The organism is Thauera carbonicopians, assembly GCF_025699485.1.
In the GTDB taxonomy this organism is placed as follows: domain Bacteria; phylum Pseudomonadota; class Gammaproteobacteria; order Burkholderiales; family Rhodocyclaceae; genus Thauera.
Genome location: NZ_JANUXN010000009.1, coordinates 90,092 through 103,816, shown reverse-complemented (window position 1 = coordinate 103,816; position 13,725 = coordinate 90,092). Strand labels below are relative to the sequence as shown.

General features: G+C 68.7%; 12 protein-coding genes and 1 other RNA gene. All 13 read right to left on the bottom strand.

Annotated features, from left to right (window positions below):
* Positions 1-68 precede the first annotated feature (68 nt).
* On the bottom strand, positions 69-1,139 hold the full coding sequence (gene murG / locus NX068_RS13060) for an undecaprenyldiphospho-muramoylpentapeptide beta-N-acetylglucosaminyltransferase (RefSeq protein WP_263461698.1): 1,071 nt from the start codon (positions 1,137-1,139) through the stop codon (positions 69-71).
* Entirely contained in the window at positions 1,136-2,362 is a 1,227-nt protein-coding gene (gene ftsW, locus NX068_RS13055; RefSeq protein ID WP_263461697.1) for a putative lipid II flippase FtsW, read from the bottom strand. The genes murG and ftsW overlap by 4 nt, the downstream gene beginning before the upstream one ends.
* Positions 2,359-3,759: a UDP-N-acetylmuramoyl-L-alanine--D-glutamate ligase gene (gene murD, locus NX068_RS13050; protein ID WP_263461696.1), complete on the bottom strand. Its 1,401-nt coding sequence runs from the start codon at positions 3,757-3,759 to the stop codon at positions 2,359-2,361. The genes ftsW and murD overlap by 4 nt, the downstream gene beginning before the upstream one ends.
* Positions 3,756-4,844: a phospho-N-acetylmuramoyl-pentapeptide-transferase gene (gene mraY / locus NX068_RS13045; protein ID WP_263461695.1), complete on the bottom strand. Its 1,089-nt coding sequence runs from the start codon at positions 4,842-4,844 to the stop codon at positions 3,756-3,758. Before mraY ends, murD begins: the two co-directional genes overlap by 4 nt.
* A 1-nt stretch (position 4,845) precedes the next feature.
* A complete protein-coding gene (locus NX068_RS13040) occupies positions 4,846-6,258 on the bottom strand; it encodes a UDP-N-acetylmuramoyl-tripeptide--D-alanyl-D-alanine ligase (protein ID WP_263461694.1) in 1,413 nt (470 codons plus the stop codon).
* Positions 6,255-7,754, bottom strand: coding sequence for a UDP-N-acetylmuramoyl-L-alanyl-D-glutamate--2,6-diaminopimelate ligase (locus NX068_RS13035; RefSeq protein ID WP_263461693.1), 1,500 nt, complete (start codon positions 7,752-7,754; stop codon positions 6,255-6,257). The genes NX068_RS13040 and NX068_RS13035 overlap by 4 nt, the downstream gene beginning before the upstream one ends.
* Entirely contained in the window at positions 7,755-9,530 is a 1,776-nt protein-coding gene (locus NX068_RS13030) for a peptidoglycan D,D-transpeptidase FtsI family protein (protein ID WP_263461692.1), read from the bottom strand.
* On the bottom strand, positions 9,527-9,796 hold the full coding sequence (ftsL, locus tag NX068_RS13025) for a cell division protein FtsL (RefSeq protein WP_263461691.1): 270 nt from the start codon (positions 9,794-9,796) through the stop codon (positions 9,527-9,529). Before ftsL ends, NX068_RS13030 begins: the two co-directional genes overlap by 4 nt.
* Positions 9,793-10,743 (bottom strand): 16S rRNA (cytosine(1402)-N(4))-methyltransferase RsmH, encoded by a 951-nt coding sequence (rsmH, locus tag NX068_RS13020; RefSeq protein ID WP_263461690.1) that lies wholly within the window; start codon positions 10,741-10,743, stop codon positions 9,793-9,795. The genes ftsL and rsmH overlap by 4 nt, the downstream gene beginning before the upstream one ends.
* 8 nt (positions 10,744-10,751) lie before the next feature.
* On the bottom strand, positions 10,752-11,195 hold the full coding sequence (gene mraZ, locus NX068_RS13015) for a division/cell wall cluster transcriptional repressor MraZ (protein WP_068636004.1): 444 nt from the start codon (positions 11,193-11,195) through the stop codon (positions 10,752-10,754).
* Positions 11,196-11,686: 491 nt separating this feature from the next.
* Positions 11,687-12,131: RNase P RNA component class A (gene rnpB, locus NX068_RS13010), an RNA gene on the bottom strand.
* 25 nt (positions 12,132-12,156) lie between these two features.
* Positions 12,157-12,594, bottom strand: coding sequence for a hypothetical protein (locus NX068_RS13005; RefSeq protein ID WP_263461689.1), 438 nt, complete (start codon positions 12,592-12,594; stop codon positions 12,157-12,159).
* Between the two features lie 10 nt (positions 12,595-12,604).
* A complete protein-coding gene (gene pyrC / locus NX068_RS13000; RefSeq protein ID WP_263461688.1) occupies positions 12,605-13,639 on the bottom strand; it encodes a dihydroorotase in 1,035 nt (344 codons plus the stop codon).
* Positions 13,640-13,725: the final 86 nt, after the last annotated feature.

The window sequence follows — 13,725 nt, the reverse complement described above, 5'->3', positions numbered from 1 at the left end:
CGCCCCGAACAAGGCCTTGGCGTCGCGAGCCGACACTCCGGCGAAATGGATATTCCTGAGCTTGTGCTTCATGTTTTGTCTCCGCCGGCCAGCTCCTCGCAGACACGCGCCACTTCGGCAGCCGCCTGCGGGCGGGCCAGGGCACGGGCGTTCTCCGCCATCTGCAGCAGGCGCGGGCGGTCGATGCTGGCGAGGATGCCGGCCAGCCGTTCGGCGTTGAGTTCGGTTTGCGGCAGCAGATAGGCCGCGCCACGATCGGCGAGGAAGCGGGCGTTGCCGGTCTGGTGGTCGTCCACCGCGTGCGGGAAAGGCACCAGCAGGCTGGCCGCTCCCACCGCGGCGAGTTCGGACACCGTCAGCGCGCCGGCGCGGCAGATCACCAGATCGGCCTGCGCGTAGGCGCTCGCCATGTCATCGATGAAGGGACGCAGCTCGCCCTCCACCTGCGCGCGCGCATAGGCGGTGCGCAAGGCCTCGATCTGCTTCTCGCCCGCCTGGTGCAGCACCTGCGGCCGGCCGTCGGCCGGCAGGCGGGCGAGCGCCGCCGGCACCGCGTCGTTGAGCGCCGCCGCGCCGAGGCTGCCGCCGACGACGAGCAGCTTCAGCGGACCTTCGCGGCCGGCGAAGCGCTCGCCCGGCGGCGCCACGGCGGCGATCTCCGCACGCACCGGATTGCCGACCCAGCGGCCTTTCTTCAGCACCTCGGGGAAGCCCGTCAGCACCCGCTCGGCGACGCCGGCGAGCACGCGGTTGGCCAGCCCCGCCACCGAGTTCTGCTCGTGCAGCACCAGCGGACGGCCGAGCAGCGCCGCCATCATGCCGCCCGGGAAGGTGATGTAGCCGCCCATGCCCAGCACCACGTCGGGCCGGCTGCGGCGCAGCGCGCGCAGCGCCTGCCAGAAGCCCGACAGCAGGTTCAGCGGCAGCATCAGCTTGCGCACCAGGCCCTTGCCGCGCAGCGCGCCGAAGCGCACCCAGGCGGTGTCGTAGCCGCGCGCCGGCACGATGCGGGCTTCCATGCCGTCCGGGTTGCCCATCCAGACGATGCGCCAGCCGTGCGCGCGCAGGGCTTCGGCCACCGCGATGCCGGGGAAGATGTGGCCGCCGGTGCCGCCGGCCATGACCATCAGCGTCTTCATGGCTGGACCCCGCGCTTCAGTTGCCGCACTTCCCAGTCGCAGCGCAGCAGGATCGCCAGCGCGATGCAGTTGGCGACGATGCTCGAGCCGCCGAAGCTCATCAGCGGCAGGGTCAGGCCCTTGGTCGGCAGCAGGCCCATGTTGACGCCCATGTTGATGAAGGACTGCACGCCGATCCACAGGCCGATGCCCTGGGCCACCAGGCCGGCGAAGTAGCGTTCGAGCCGGATCGCCTCGCGGCCGATCACGAAGGCGCGCTGCACCAGCAGCGCGAACATGGCGATGACCGCGATGATGCCGACGAAGCCGAGTTCCTCGGCGATGACCGCGAGCAGGAAATCGGTATGCGCCTCGGGCAGGTAGAACAGCTTCTCCACGCTCGCGCCCAGGCCGACGCCGAACCATTCGCCGCGGCCGAAGGCGATCAGCGCATGCGACAGCTGGTAGCCCTTGCCGAAGGCATCCTTCCACGGGTCCATGAAGCCGAGCACGCGTTCCAGGCGGTAGGGCGAAATCAGGATCAGGGTGACGAAACCGATCACCGCGGCGATCGCCAGCAGCGCGAACACCCGGCCATTGACGCCGCCGAGGAAGAGCACGCCGAAGGCGATCGTGGTGATGACGACGAAGGCGCCGAAGTCCGGCTCGCGCAGCAGCAGGAAGCCGACGAACAGGATCACCGCCATCATCGGCAGGAAGCCGCGCTTGAAGCTGCTCATGGCGTCGAGCTTGCGCACCGTGTAGTCGGCGGCATACAGCGCGGCGAAGATCTTCATCAGCTCCGACGGCTGCAGGTTGACCGGCCCGAGCGACAGCCAGCGCTGCGCGCCATTGACTTCGCGCCCCACGCCCGGAATCAGCACCACGATCAGCAGCACCACGCCGGCGACGAACAAGGGCATCGCCAGTTGCTGCCAGCGCGCCATCGGCAGCTGGAAGGCGAGCAGCCCGCAGCCGACGCCGATGGCCATGAACACCGCGTGGCGCGCGACGAAGTAATAAGGCTGGTAGTTGGTGAAACGGCTGCCTTCGGCGATCGCGATCGAAGCCGAATACACCATCACCAGTCCGAGCAGCAGCAGGCCGACGGCCGACCAGATCAGCAGCGGATCGAGTTCGCGCATGAAGCTGCCGCCGCGCGCGAAGCGATCGCCCGCCCTCGGTGCTGCGGACTTGCCCGAGACGGTGGCGAACATGTTCGTCAGGCTGGAACCGAGCTTCATCGCGCATCGACCTCCGGCAGGCGCCGCACCGCGGCAATGAACACTTCGGCGCGATGGGCATAACCGCGGAACATGTCGAAGCTGGCGCAGGCGGGAGACAGCAGCACCGCATCCCCTTGCTGCGCCAGTTCGGCGGCGCGGCCGACCGCGGCATCCAGATCGGCCGCATGCTCCAGCGGTACGCCGGCGCCGGCCAGCGCAGCTTCGATGCGCGCCGCATCGCGGCCGATCAGCAGCACCGCTCGCGCCCTGCCGGCGACCGCGGGTGCGAGCGGCGAGAAATCCTGGCCCTTGCCGTCGCCACCGGCGATCAGCACCACCGGACGGTCGAAGCCGTCCAGCGCGGCGACCGTCGCACCGACGTTGGTGCCTTTGGAGTCGTCGTAGAAGCGCACGCCGTCGGCGCGCTCGGCGACAAGTTCGACGCGGTGCGGCAGGCCGCAGAAGGCGCGCAGGCCGGCAATCAGTTGCACGGGTGCCATGCCCAGCCCGGCTTCGCACAGCGCCAGCGCGGCCAGCGCGTTGGCGGCGTTGTGGCGCCCGGCCAGCGGCAGTTCGGCCACCGCCAGCAGCGGCTGGCCGCCGCGCACCAGCCAGTCGGCGCCGTCGTGGCAGGCGATGCCGTAATCCGTCTCGGCGCCGGGCATGTCGACGCCGAAGCGGATCACCCGGCGGCCCGGCAGGACCATCGCCGCGACGCGCGCATCCTGGCGGTTCAGCACCTGCACGCCCTGTCCCCGGAAGACCGCGGCCTTGGTCGCGGCATAGGCCTCGACGTCGGCATAGCGGTCGAGGTGGTCGTCGCTGACGTTCAGCACCGTCGCCGCCTCGGCATCCAAGCCGTCGAGGGTCTCGAGCTGGAAGCTGGACAGTTCCAGCACCCAGCAGGCGGGCAGCTCGATGCCCAGCTCGAGGCGCTCCATCAGCACGTCGAGCGCAGCCGGGCTGATGTTGCCGGCGGCGACCGCGTCGACGCCGACCGACTGCGCCAGCGCGGCGGTCAGCGCGGTGGTGGTGGTCTTGCCGTTGGTGCCGGTGATGGCGAGGATGCGGCTGCGCTCGCGCACGCCGAGTTCGGCCAACGCCTGCGCCAACAGGCTCATCTCGCCGGTGACGGGCAGGCCGCGGCGATAGGCTTCGGCGGCGACGCCGGTGCGCGGATCCAGCCCGGGGCTGAGGGCGACGAGATCGATGCCATCGAGCACTTCGGCGCCGAAGCTGCCGCTGACGATTTCGGCCAGCGGCGCGTCCTCGTGCAGCGCGTCCAGGCCGGGCGGCACGGCACGGCTGTCGGCGACGCGCAGGCGCGCGCCGCGCAGTGCGCACCAGCGCGCCATCGCCAGGCCCGATTCGCCGAGCCCGAGCACCAGAACGTGTTTGCCCGTCAGCTCGCTCATCTCAGTTTCAGCGTCGACAATCCGAACAGCACCAGCATGATGGTGATGATCCAGAAGCGGACCACCACTTGCGTTTCCTTCCAGCCGCCCAGCTCGTAGTGGTGGTGCAGCGGCGCCATGCGGAAGATGCGCTTGCCGCCGCTGGCCTTGAAGTACAGCACCTGCACCATCACCGACAGGGTCTCGGCGACGAACAGCCCGCCCATGATGAAGAGCACGATTTCCTGGCGCACGATGACGGCGATGGTGCCCAGCGCCGCGCCCAGCGCCAGCGCGCCGACGTCGCCCATGAAGACTTCCGCCGGGTAGGCGTTGAACCACAGGAAGCCGAGCCCGGCGCCGCAGATCGCGCCGCAGAACACCGCCAGCTCGCCGGCGCCGGCGATGTAGGGCACGCCGAGGTAGTTCGAGAAGCCGGCGTGGCCGGCGACGTAGGCGAAGATGGCGAGCGCGCCGGCCACCATCACCGTCGGCATGATCGCCAGGCCGTCGAGACCGTCGGTCAGGTTGACCGCGTGGCTGGTGCCGTTGATGACGAAATAGGTCAGCGCGATGAAGCCGAAGATGCCCAGCGGATAAGCCACGGCCTTGAAGAAGGGCACGATCAGTTCGGTCTGCGCCGGCGTGTCGGCGCTGAGGCCGAGGTAGATCGCCGCCGCCAGCGCGATCGCCGAAGTCCACAAATACTTCCAGCGGCTCGCCAGCCCCTTCGGGTCACGGTGCACGACCTTGCGCCAGTCATCCACCCAGCCGACGGCGCCGAAGCCGAGGGTGACGAACAGCGTCACCCACACGTAGTCGTTCTTCAGGTCGCCCCACAGCAGCACGGTGATGCCGATCGAGATCAGGATCAGCGCGCCGCCCATGGTCGGCGTGCCGGCCTTGGTCAGGTGCGACTTGGGACCGTCGTCGCGCACCGCCTGGCCGATCTTCTTGGCCGCCAGCCAGCGGATGACGCCGGGGCCGGCGATCAGCGAGATCGCCAGCGCGGTCAGCGCGGCCAGCACCGTCCTCAGCGTGATGTAGCCGAAGACGTTGAAGCCACGAATGTCCTGGCTGAGCCAGAGTGCGATTTCCAACAGCATGTCAGGAGCCGGTTCCGTTCGAAGGGGCGGAATTGTGCACTGCCGCAAGCGCATCCGCCACTCTTTCCATGCGCATGAAGCGCGAGCCTTTCACCAACACCACCGAGTCCGCATCGAGCCGCGCCGACAGCGCCCGGGCCAGCGCCTCGGGCGAGTTGAAGTGACGCCCGCCCTCGCCGAAATTGCGCACCGCCACCGCCGTCATGTCGCCCAGTGCGAACAGGCCGTCGATGCCCTTGCTCTTGGCGTAGCCGCCGATCTCGTCGTGCACCTGGGCGCTGGTTTCACCCACTTCGCCCATGTCGCCCAGCACCAGCCAGGTATGGCCCGGCATCGCCGCCAGCACGTCGATCCCGGCACGCACGGAGTCGGGATTGGCGTTGTAGGAATCGTCCAGGATCACCGCGCCGTTCACGCCCTCGCGCCGCTGCAGGCGGCCGCGGCTGCCGGCGAAGGCAGCCAGACCTTCGGCCACCGCTTCGAGCGTCGCCCCCGCCGCCAGGCAGGCCGCGGCGGCGCCGACGGCGTTGCGCACGTTGTGCAGGCCGGGCACCTGCAGCGCGAATTCGATGCGGCCCTGCGGCGTGTCGAGTTCCACCCGCGAGCCGAGGCCGCGAAGGCTAGCTTGTCCGCGCACGTCGGCAGCGCGGTCGATACCGAATGTCACAATCCGGCGCCCGTCGTTGAGACGGCGCCAGCCGTCCGCATGCGGATCGTCGGCATTGATCACGGCAGCGCCGGCTGCGCCGAGCCCGCCGTAGATCGCGCCCTTCTCCTGCGCGACTTCGTCCAGCGTGCCCATGCCCTGCAGGTGCGCCCGCTGGGCGTTATTGACGATCGCCACCGTCGGCTGCGCCAGGCCGGTGAGATAGGCGATCTCGCCTGGCTGGTTCATGCCCATCTCGATCACCGCGGCGCGGTGGAAATCGCGCAGGCCGAGCAGGCTCAGCGGCAGGCCGATGTCGTTGTTCAGATTGCCCTGCGTCGCCAGCACCGACTCGTCGCCGAAGCCTTCGCGGCGGGCCTGGGCGCGCAGGATGGCGGCGCACATTTCCTTGACCGTGGTCTTGCCGTTGCTGCCGGTGATGCCGACCAGCGGCAGCGCGAAGCGCGCGCGCCAGGCCGCGGCCAGCGTGCCGAGCGCGCGCCGGGTGTCGTCGACCACCACCACCGGCAGCACCGGTGCGGGGTTTTCGGCGAACCAGCGCGCATCCACCAGCGCCGCCGCGGCGCCGGCCTCGGCCGCGGTGCCGACGAAAGCATGGCCGTCGAAACGCTCGCCGCGCAGGGCGACGAACAGCTGGCCCGGCACCAGCGCCCGGCTGTCGGAGCCGACGCTGCCGAAGCGCACCGTAGCGGTGGCGTGCGCGCCGTGTGCGGCGAGTGCGCGGGCCGCGTCCTGCAGGCTCATCATCGCTGCGCACCTCGGGCATGCCAGGCGCGCAGGGCGAGATCGGCCTGTTCGAGATCGGAGAACGGCAGGCGCCGGCCGTGGATTTCCTGGTAAGGCTCGTGGCCCTTGCCGGCGATCACCACGACGTCGTCCGCTGCCGCCTCGGCAACGGCGAAGCCGATCGCCCGGGCACGATCGACGATGTGCTCGGCCGCCGGCCCTGCCCCGGCCGCAACCGCTTCGAGGATCTTCTGCGGGTCCTCGGTGCGCGGATTGTCGCTGGTGACGATGACGCGATCGGCCAACTGGCGTGCCACCTCGCCCATCAGCGGCCGCTTGCCGGGGTCGCGGTCACCGCCGCAGCCGAACACGCAGACCAGCCTGCCCTGGCGCGACCTCACCGTCGGCCGCAGGGATTCGAGCACCTGGGCGAGCGCATCCGGGGTATGCGCATAGTCGATCACGATCAGCGGTTCGCAGACGCCGCCCACCAGTTGCATGCGTCCTTCCGGCGGCTGCAGGCGCGCCAGATGGGGAGCCAGTTCGTCGAACGGAAGACCGTGGACGAGCAGGGCCGCGGCGACCAGCAACAGGTTGGAGACGTTGAAATGCCCGACCACGCGCACCTGGACGTCCGCAGTGCGCCCGTCCCACTGCAGCGCGAAGCGGAAGCCGGTGGCGGACGACTGCAGCCGGTCGGCGAACAGCACGCGCGCACCGGGTACGGCATCGACATTGGCCTGGTACAGCGTGCAGGCGATCACCTCGCGGCCTTCGCCGGCCAGGCGCCGCGCCAGCATCAGCCCGAACGGATCGTCGATGTTGATGATCGCGGTCGCGCTGCTGCCGAGCGCGAACAGGCGGGCCTTCGCGTCGCCATAGACTTCCATCGAACCGTGGTAATCGAGGTGGTCGCGGCTCAGGTTGGTGAAGATCACCGCGTCGAAGCAGGCGCCGTTCACCCTGCCCTGGTCGAGGCCGATCGACGACACTTCCATCACTGCCGCGCCCGCGCCGGCCGCAACGAAGCCGGCCAGCAGCCGATGCAGTTCCAGCGCGTCGGGCGTGGTGTTGAGCGCGCTCTCCAATTCCCCCGGAAAGCCGTTGCCGAGGGTGCCGACGATGCCGCAGCGCGTTCCCAGGCCCTGCAGCGCGGCAGCGAGCATCTGGCTCACCGTGGTCTTGCCGTTGGTCCCGGTCACTCCCGCCAGCCAGAGCTGCTCGGACGGATGGCCGTAGATCTCGTGGGCGAGATGTCCGGCAAGCTCGCGCAGACCTTCGACCGGCAGCGACGGCACCGGCAAGTGCCCCGGGTTGAAACCATCGACGCTTTCCCACAGCACGGCCGCGGCCCCCCCCTCGATCGCCGAAGCCAGGTAGCGGCGGCCATCGGTACGAAAACCCGGCCATGCCGCGAACACCTCGCCGACGCCGAGCTTGCGCGAGTCGGCGGTGATGCCGGCAGGCTGCACGCCCGCCGCACGCAGGCAGGCCAGGATCGACGCGACCTTGCCCATTTACATGCTCTCCCGCACCGCACCGGTGGCGGCTTCGCCTTCTTCGCTCTGCCGGCGGGCAAGATGCAGCGGCGTCAGCGGTGCGTCCGGCGCCACGCCCAGCGAGCGCAGCGAGCCTTCCATGATGCGCGAGAACAGCGGCCCGACCACGGTGCCAGCGTAGTAGCTGCCGGCACCCGGCTCGTCGATCATCACGGCAACGACGAGGCGTGGGTTCGACACCGGTGCGAAACCGACGAAGGAGGCGATGTAGCGCTTGACGTAGCGGCCGTTCTCGATCTTCAGCGCAGTACCGGTCTTGCCGGCGACACGGTAGCCGGCCACCTGGGCCTTGGTCGCGGTACCGCCGGTCTGGGTCACCGACTCGAGCATCGTGCGCATCACCCGGGCAGTCTCGACCGAGAAGATCCGCCGTCCATTGCTGGGCGTGCCTTCGAGACGGGTCAGCGACAGCGGCACGAGTTCGCCATCGCGCGCGAAGGCGAGATAGGCGCGCGCCATCTGGATCAGGCTGACCGAAATGCCGTGGCCGTAGGACATCGTCGCCTGCTCGATCGGCTTCCAGCTCTTGGCCGGGCGCAGCCGTCCGCCGCTTTCGCCCGGGAAGCCGAGATTGAGCGGCTTGCCGAAGCCCAGGTCGTCGAACAGCTGCCACATCTCGGTCGGCGTGAAATGCTGGGCAAGCTTGACCGTGCCGATGTTGGAGGATTTCTGGATCACTTCGGCGACGGTCATCGGCTTGTCGTGGCGATGCGAATCCGAAATCGTCGCCGTGCCGATGGTCATGCGGCCGGCGGTCGCGTCGATCATCGTCGTCGGCCTGACCTTGCCGCGATCGAGCGCGAGCCCGGCGACGAAGGGCTTCATCACCGAGCCCGGCTCGAAGCTGTCGGTGAACACCCGGTTGCGCAACTGCTCGCCGGTCAGGTTGCGGCGGTTGTTGGGGTTGAAGGTCGGCGCATTCACCATCGCGAGGATCTCGCCGCTGCGCGAATCGATGACCACCGCCGCGCCCGCCTTGGCCTTGTGCTCCTTCATCGTGTCGCGCAGCGCCGACCAGGCGAGGTACTGGATCTTGCCGTCGATCGACAGCGCCACCTCCTCGCCTTCGCGCGGTGGGCGGACGGCCTCGGCGCCTTCGATGATCTGGCCACGGCGGTCCTTGATCACGCGGCGCAGGCCGGGCTCACCGGCGAGCTGCTTGTCGAAGGCCAGTTCGATGCCTTCCTGGCCGCGGTCCTCGACGTTGGTGAAACCGAGAATGTGCGCCATCACCTCGCCGCCCGGGTAGTAGCGGCGGAACTCGCGCTGCTGGTGGATGCCGGGCAGCTCGAGATCGGCGATGCGCTGGGCTGCTTCCGGCGACAACTGGCGCTTCAGGTAGACGAAATCACGCTGGCTGGCGAGCTTCTCGTTGAGCTCGCGCACGTCCATTTCCAGCATCCGCGCCAGTTCGCGCGCCTGCGCGGGCTCGAGCTTGGCATCGGCTGGCATCGCCCACACCGAGCGCACCGGCGTGCTGACCGCCAGCATGTCGCCGTGGCGGTCGGTGATGCGGCCACGCGTGGCCGGAATCTCGATCGTGCGCGCGTAGCGCGACTCGCCCTTGGCCTGGAGGAAATCGTTATTGACGCCTTGCAGATACAGGGCGCGCCCGGCCAGCGTCATCGATCCCGCCAGCAGCGCGAGCAGCAGAAAGCGCGGGCGCCACATCGGCAGCTCGCGCTTGAGCAAGGGGTTGTGATTGAAGGTGACCGCACGTTGGCTCTTCTTCATGATGACGGCTCCACCACCAGGACCTGGCCCGGCACGGGCGGGCGCATGCCCAGCCTTTCCCGCGCGAGCTTTTCCACCCGGGCATGCGCGGCCCAGGTGCTTTGTTCAAGTTGCAATTGACCCCATTCCACTTCGAGACTGTGCGCCCGCGCCTGCTCGCGCTCGAACTCGGCATACAGCTTGCGAGCCTGGTGCTGGGCGGAGATCACCCCCAGCGCACTCGCCACCGTCAGCGCCACCAGCACGGCATCGAAGCGCATCTTCATGCTTCGCCCCCGGCGCGTTCGGCCACCCGCATCACCGCGCTGCGCGAACGGGGATTGGCCGCCACTTCCGCGGCAACCGGCCGCAGCGCCCTGCCGACCAGGCGCAGGCGGGGCGGCGGCAGCTCGGCGGCACGGATCGGCAGCCGGGCCGGCAGCACCGGCGGACGGGATTCGTCACGCATGAAACGCTTGACGATGCGGTCTTCGAGGGAATGGAAGCTGATCACCACCAGCCGGCCGCCCGTACCGAGACGGTTCACGCAGGCCGGCAGCACGCGCGTCAGCTCCTCGAGCTCCTGATTGATGAAAATCCGTAGAGCCTGGAAGGTGCGTGTCGCCGGGTGCTGCCCCGGCTCGCGTGTACGGACCGCTTTTTCCACGATCGCGGCAAGTTGTCCAGTGGTTGCAACAGCCCCCCCTGTCCGAGCAGTTGCAATCGCCTTTGCAATCGCATGAGCAAACCGTTCCTCGCCATAATCCCTGATCACCTCCGTCATCCGGCCGACGGACGCTTCCGCCAGCCAGTCCGCCACGGTCTGCCCGCGGCTGGTATCCATACGCATGTCCAGCGGCGCATCGAAGCGAAAGCTCATGCCTCGCGCCGCCTCGTCGAGCTGGGGTGAAGACACCCCGAGATCCAGCAACACCCCATCCACCTGCACCACACCCAGCTCGTCCAGCACTTCGTCCAGCGAGCTGAAAGCCTCATGCACCAGCGTCAGCCGCGCATCGCCCAGTGCCCGGCCCGCCGCGATCGCCGCCGGATCGCGGTCGAAGGCGATCAGCCGCCCCTCCGGCCCGAGACGTTCGAGCACGGCGCGGCTATGTCCGCCACGGCCGAAAGTGCCGTCGACGTACACCCCGCCCGGCTTGACGTCGAGCGCATCGACCGCCTCTTTCAGCAGCACGGTGACGTGAACAACAGCAGGCGCTTCGGCGGCAGGCATCGCGGTACTCACAGCGCCAGACTCTCGAAGCCGGGCGGCAGGCCCGCGTTCATCAGCGCCAGCATGGCTTCCTGCTGCTTCTGCCAGCCTTCGTCGGACCACAGTTCGAAGTGGCTGCCCTGGCCCACCAGCCAGACCTGCTTGTCGAGCTTGGCGAACTGGCGCAGCGACGGCGCCACCAGCACGCGGCCGGCGGCATCGAGGGATTCCTCCTGGGCGAAGCCCACGAGCAGGCGTTTGAGCATGGCGGAAGTCGGATCCAGGCCGGGCGCGGCCAGCACCGTGTCGCGAATCGGCACCCAGGCGGGCACCGGGTAGACGAGCAGGCAGCCATGGGGATGGGCGGTCAGCACCACCTGGCCGTTTTCGACGGCCAGGGCATCACGATGCCGGGCAGGGATCGCGAGGCGACCCTTGGCATCGAGATTGAGCGCAGCGGCTCCCTGGAACATTGACCCCCCTGACTGGATTGGGGCAGCGTCTGATCGACACTTTTCCCCACTTTTTTCCACTTAACCCCACTTTAGTGGAAAGGCTCTACCCGGTCAAGCTGACGGATCAGGAATTTCTTTGTGACACAATGACTTATGCCGCATCCACAAAGATCGGATAAACCCTGAAAAATCAAGGAAGATCATGTATCGACATGCGAAAACGGGTGAACTCGTGCCCGGACCGGGGACAAGTGGGAGAAAGTGGGGAAGAACGTCCGCGGCAAAGGCCGGACGGGCCCTGCGGACACGCCCGCGAGCGAGAAAGAGGCAGGCGCTGCGGCGACGCTGCCTGCCAGGCATCTGAGTCAGGCCAGGGCTTCCTCGCCACGAGCCTGTGGAGCCTTCGGTTCCAGGGACGCTCGCCTCGCCGACTCCGCCATGAATGGCGGAGCTTGTATTCGAGCCGTGGCCGTGCCTGCCCGAATCGGGGAACGAAAGGAAAAAAGGGAAAGGGAAGTTCGCCGATAAGCCGGGTTCTGTCGAACGCCGCCGGCAAGCCGGTGGCGTCGGGCAGTCATTCCTCTGGGCGCCACGTTGCCATGGCGCTCTAGCAGCCTACCCGGGAGCGACGCGAGCCACGCCGATGCTCCCCTATTTGGCCTTGCCCCGGATGGGGTTTGCCGTGCCAGTCCTGTTGCCAGTCCTGCGGTGGGCTCTTACCCGCCGACGCTTTCGCATCGGCCCGCAGCCCGCTTGCGCGGGCCATGGCACCGTTTCACCCTTGCCTGTGCGCCGTCGAAGAGCAAGCTCCCCGGCATGCGCCATCGGCGGTCTGTTCTCTGTTGCACTTTCCGTCGCCTCACGGCGCCCGGCCGTTAGCCGGCATCCTGCTCTGCGGGGCCCGGACTTTCCTCCACGCACGACGAGGTGCGCAGCGACTGCCTGGCGAACTTCCCGCGGCGGATTATACGCCGGGTCTTCAGTCCTGGCCGGCCGGCGCGGCAACGAAAGCCGGTGCGCCGTCCTTGAGCACGAAACTGCCGACCCAGGGACCCGGCGGCTTGCCGTCGGCGTTGTCCCAGTCCTGCACCCGGCACACTTCGGTGCTGGCGAGATACCAGCGCGGCCCCTGCTGCAGCGCCCACAACTGGTCGCCCGCCTCATACACCCGCATCTCGACCAGCGTGGTCGAACCCGGGTGGATGGACACGCGCTTCTGGCACTTGGGCAGGCGCGAGGCGATCACCGCCTGCTTGAGCTCGTCGTCCCAGAAGAATTTCTGCTCCCGCACCAGGATCAGCGCATGATCCTTGCCGTCGATCATGTAGGCGGTCGCGCTGTTCTCGCAAGCCGCCAGCACCGGCAGCACGCCGAGCACAGCCAGCGCTCGGCCGAATCGGGCGATACGCGTCACCATGAATGCTCCCTCAGGCAAGCAGTTTCCACGCGATCGTCTCGCCGGCGCGCAGCGGCACCAGCGGATCTTCGCCGAGATAGGGGTAGGACGCCGGCACCGCCCAGTCCTCGCGCTGCAGCGTGATGGTGTCGGCATTGGCCGGCAGGCCGTAGAAGGCCGGGCCGTTGAGGCTGGCGAAGGCCTCCAGCTTGTCGAGCGCGCCGACCGCATCGAACGCTTCGGCATAAAGCTCGATGCCGGCGTGGGCGGTATAGCAGCCCGCGCAGCCACAGGCGTTTTCCTTGGCGCTGCGCGCATGCGGCGCCGAATCGGTGCCGAGGAAGAAGCGCGCGCTGCCCGAAGTGACGGCCGCGAGCAGCGCCTCGCGGTGGGATTCGCGCTTGAGCACCGGCAGGCAGTAGTGGTGCGGACGGATGCCGCCCTGGAAGATGGCGTTGCGATTGAGCAGCAGGTGGTGCGCGGTGACGGTGGCGGCGACGTGGCTGCCCGCCGCACGCACGAACTGCGCCGCCTCGGCGGTGGTGATGTGCTCGAAGACGATCTTCAGCCCCGGGAAGCGCCGCACCAGCGGCGACAGCGTGCGCTCGATGAAAACCCGTTCGCGGTCGAACACATCGACGTCGGCGCCGGTCGCCTCGCCATGCACGCACAGCACCAGGCCGCGCTTTTCCATGCGCTCGAGCACCGGATAGATCTTGTCGACCGCGGTCACGCCGGCGTCGGAGTTGGTCGTGGCGCCGGCCGGATAGAGCTTGGCGGCGACGACATGGCCGGACGCGACGGCGCGGTCGATCTCGTCGGGCGGCAGGTTGTCGGTCAGGTACAGGCTCATCAGCGGATCGAAGCGCGTGCCGGACGCTGCGGCGAGGATGCGCTCGCGATAGGCCAGGGCCTGCTCGGTGGTCGTCACCGGCGGCTTCAGGTTCGGCATGATCAGCGCCCGGCCGAAGCGCTCGGCCGTATGCGGAACCACGGCGGCGAGCGCCGCATCGTCGCGCACGTGGAGATGCCAGTCATCGGGACGAACCAGGGTGATCGATTGCATTGTGCGAATCCTTGAAGCCGGAGCGCCGATTATAGGCTCTCGCATCAGGCTTGGGCGCGGGTGGAATCGCATGCTGCGGCCATGCG

Excerpts from the sequence above, each read along its gene's own strand:
- murG (WP_263461698.1), bottom strand. The coding sequence starts at position 1,139 with ATGAAGACGCTGATGGTCATGGCCGGCGGCACCGGCGGCCACATCTTC.
- ftsW (WP_263461697.1), bottom strand. The coding sequence starts at position 2,362 with ATGAAGCTCGGTTCCAGCCTGACGAACATGTTCGCCACCGTCTCGGGC.
- murD (WP_263461696.1), bottom strand. The coding sequence starts at position 3,759 with ATGAGCGAGCTGACGGGCAAACACGTTCTGGTGCTCGGGCTCGGCGAA.
- mraY (WP_263461695.1), bottom strand. The coding sequence starts at position 4,844 with ATGCTGTTGGAAATCGCACTCTGGCTCAGCCAGGACATTCGTGGCTTC.
- NX068_RS13040 (WP_263461694.1), bottom strand. The coding sequence starts at position 6,258 with ATGATGAGCCTGCAGGACGCGGCCCGCGCACTCGCCGCACACGGCGCG.
- NX068_RS13035 (WP_263461693.1), bottom strand. The coding sequence starts at position 7,754 with ATGGGCAAGGTCGCGTCGATCCTGGCCTGCCTGCGTGCGGCGGGCGTG.
- NX068_RS13030 (WP_263461692.1), bottom strand. The coding sequence starts at position 9,530 with ATGAAGAAGAGCCAACGTGCGGTCACCTTCAATCACAACCCCTTGCTC.
- ftsL (WP_263461691.1), bottom strand. The coding sequence starts at position 9,796 with ATGAAGATGCGCTTCGATGCCGTGCTGGTGGCGCTGACGGTGGCGAGT.
- rsmH (WP_263461690.1), bottom strand. The coding sequence starts at position 10,743 with ATGCCTGCCGCCGAAGCGCCTGCTGTTGTTCACGTCACCGTGCTGCTG.
- mraZ (WP_068636004.1), bottom strand. The coding sequence starts at position 11,195 with ATGTTCCAGGGAGCCGCTGCGCTCAATCTCGATGCCAAGGGTCGCCTC.
- NX068_RS13005 (WP_263461689.1), bottom strand. The coding sequence starts at position 12,594 with ATGGTGACGCGTATCGCCCGATTCGGCCGAGCGCTGGCTGTGCTCGGC.
- pyrC (WP_263461688.1), bottom strand. The coding sequence starts at position 13,639 with ATGCAATCGATCACCCTGGTTCGTCCCGATGACTGGCATCTCCACGTG.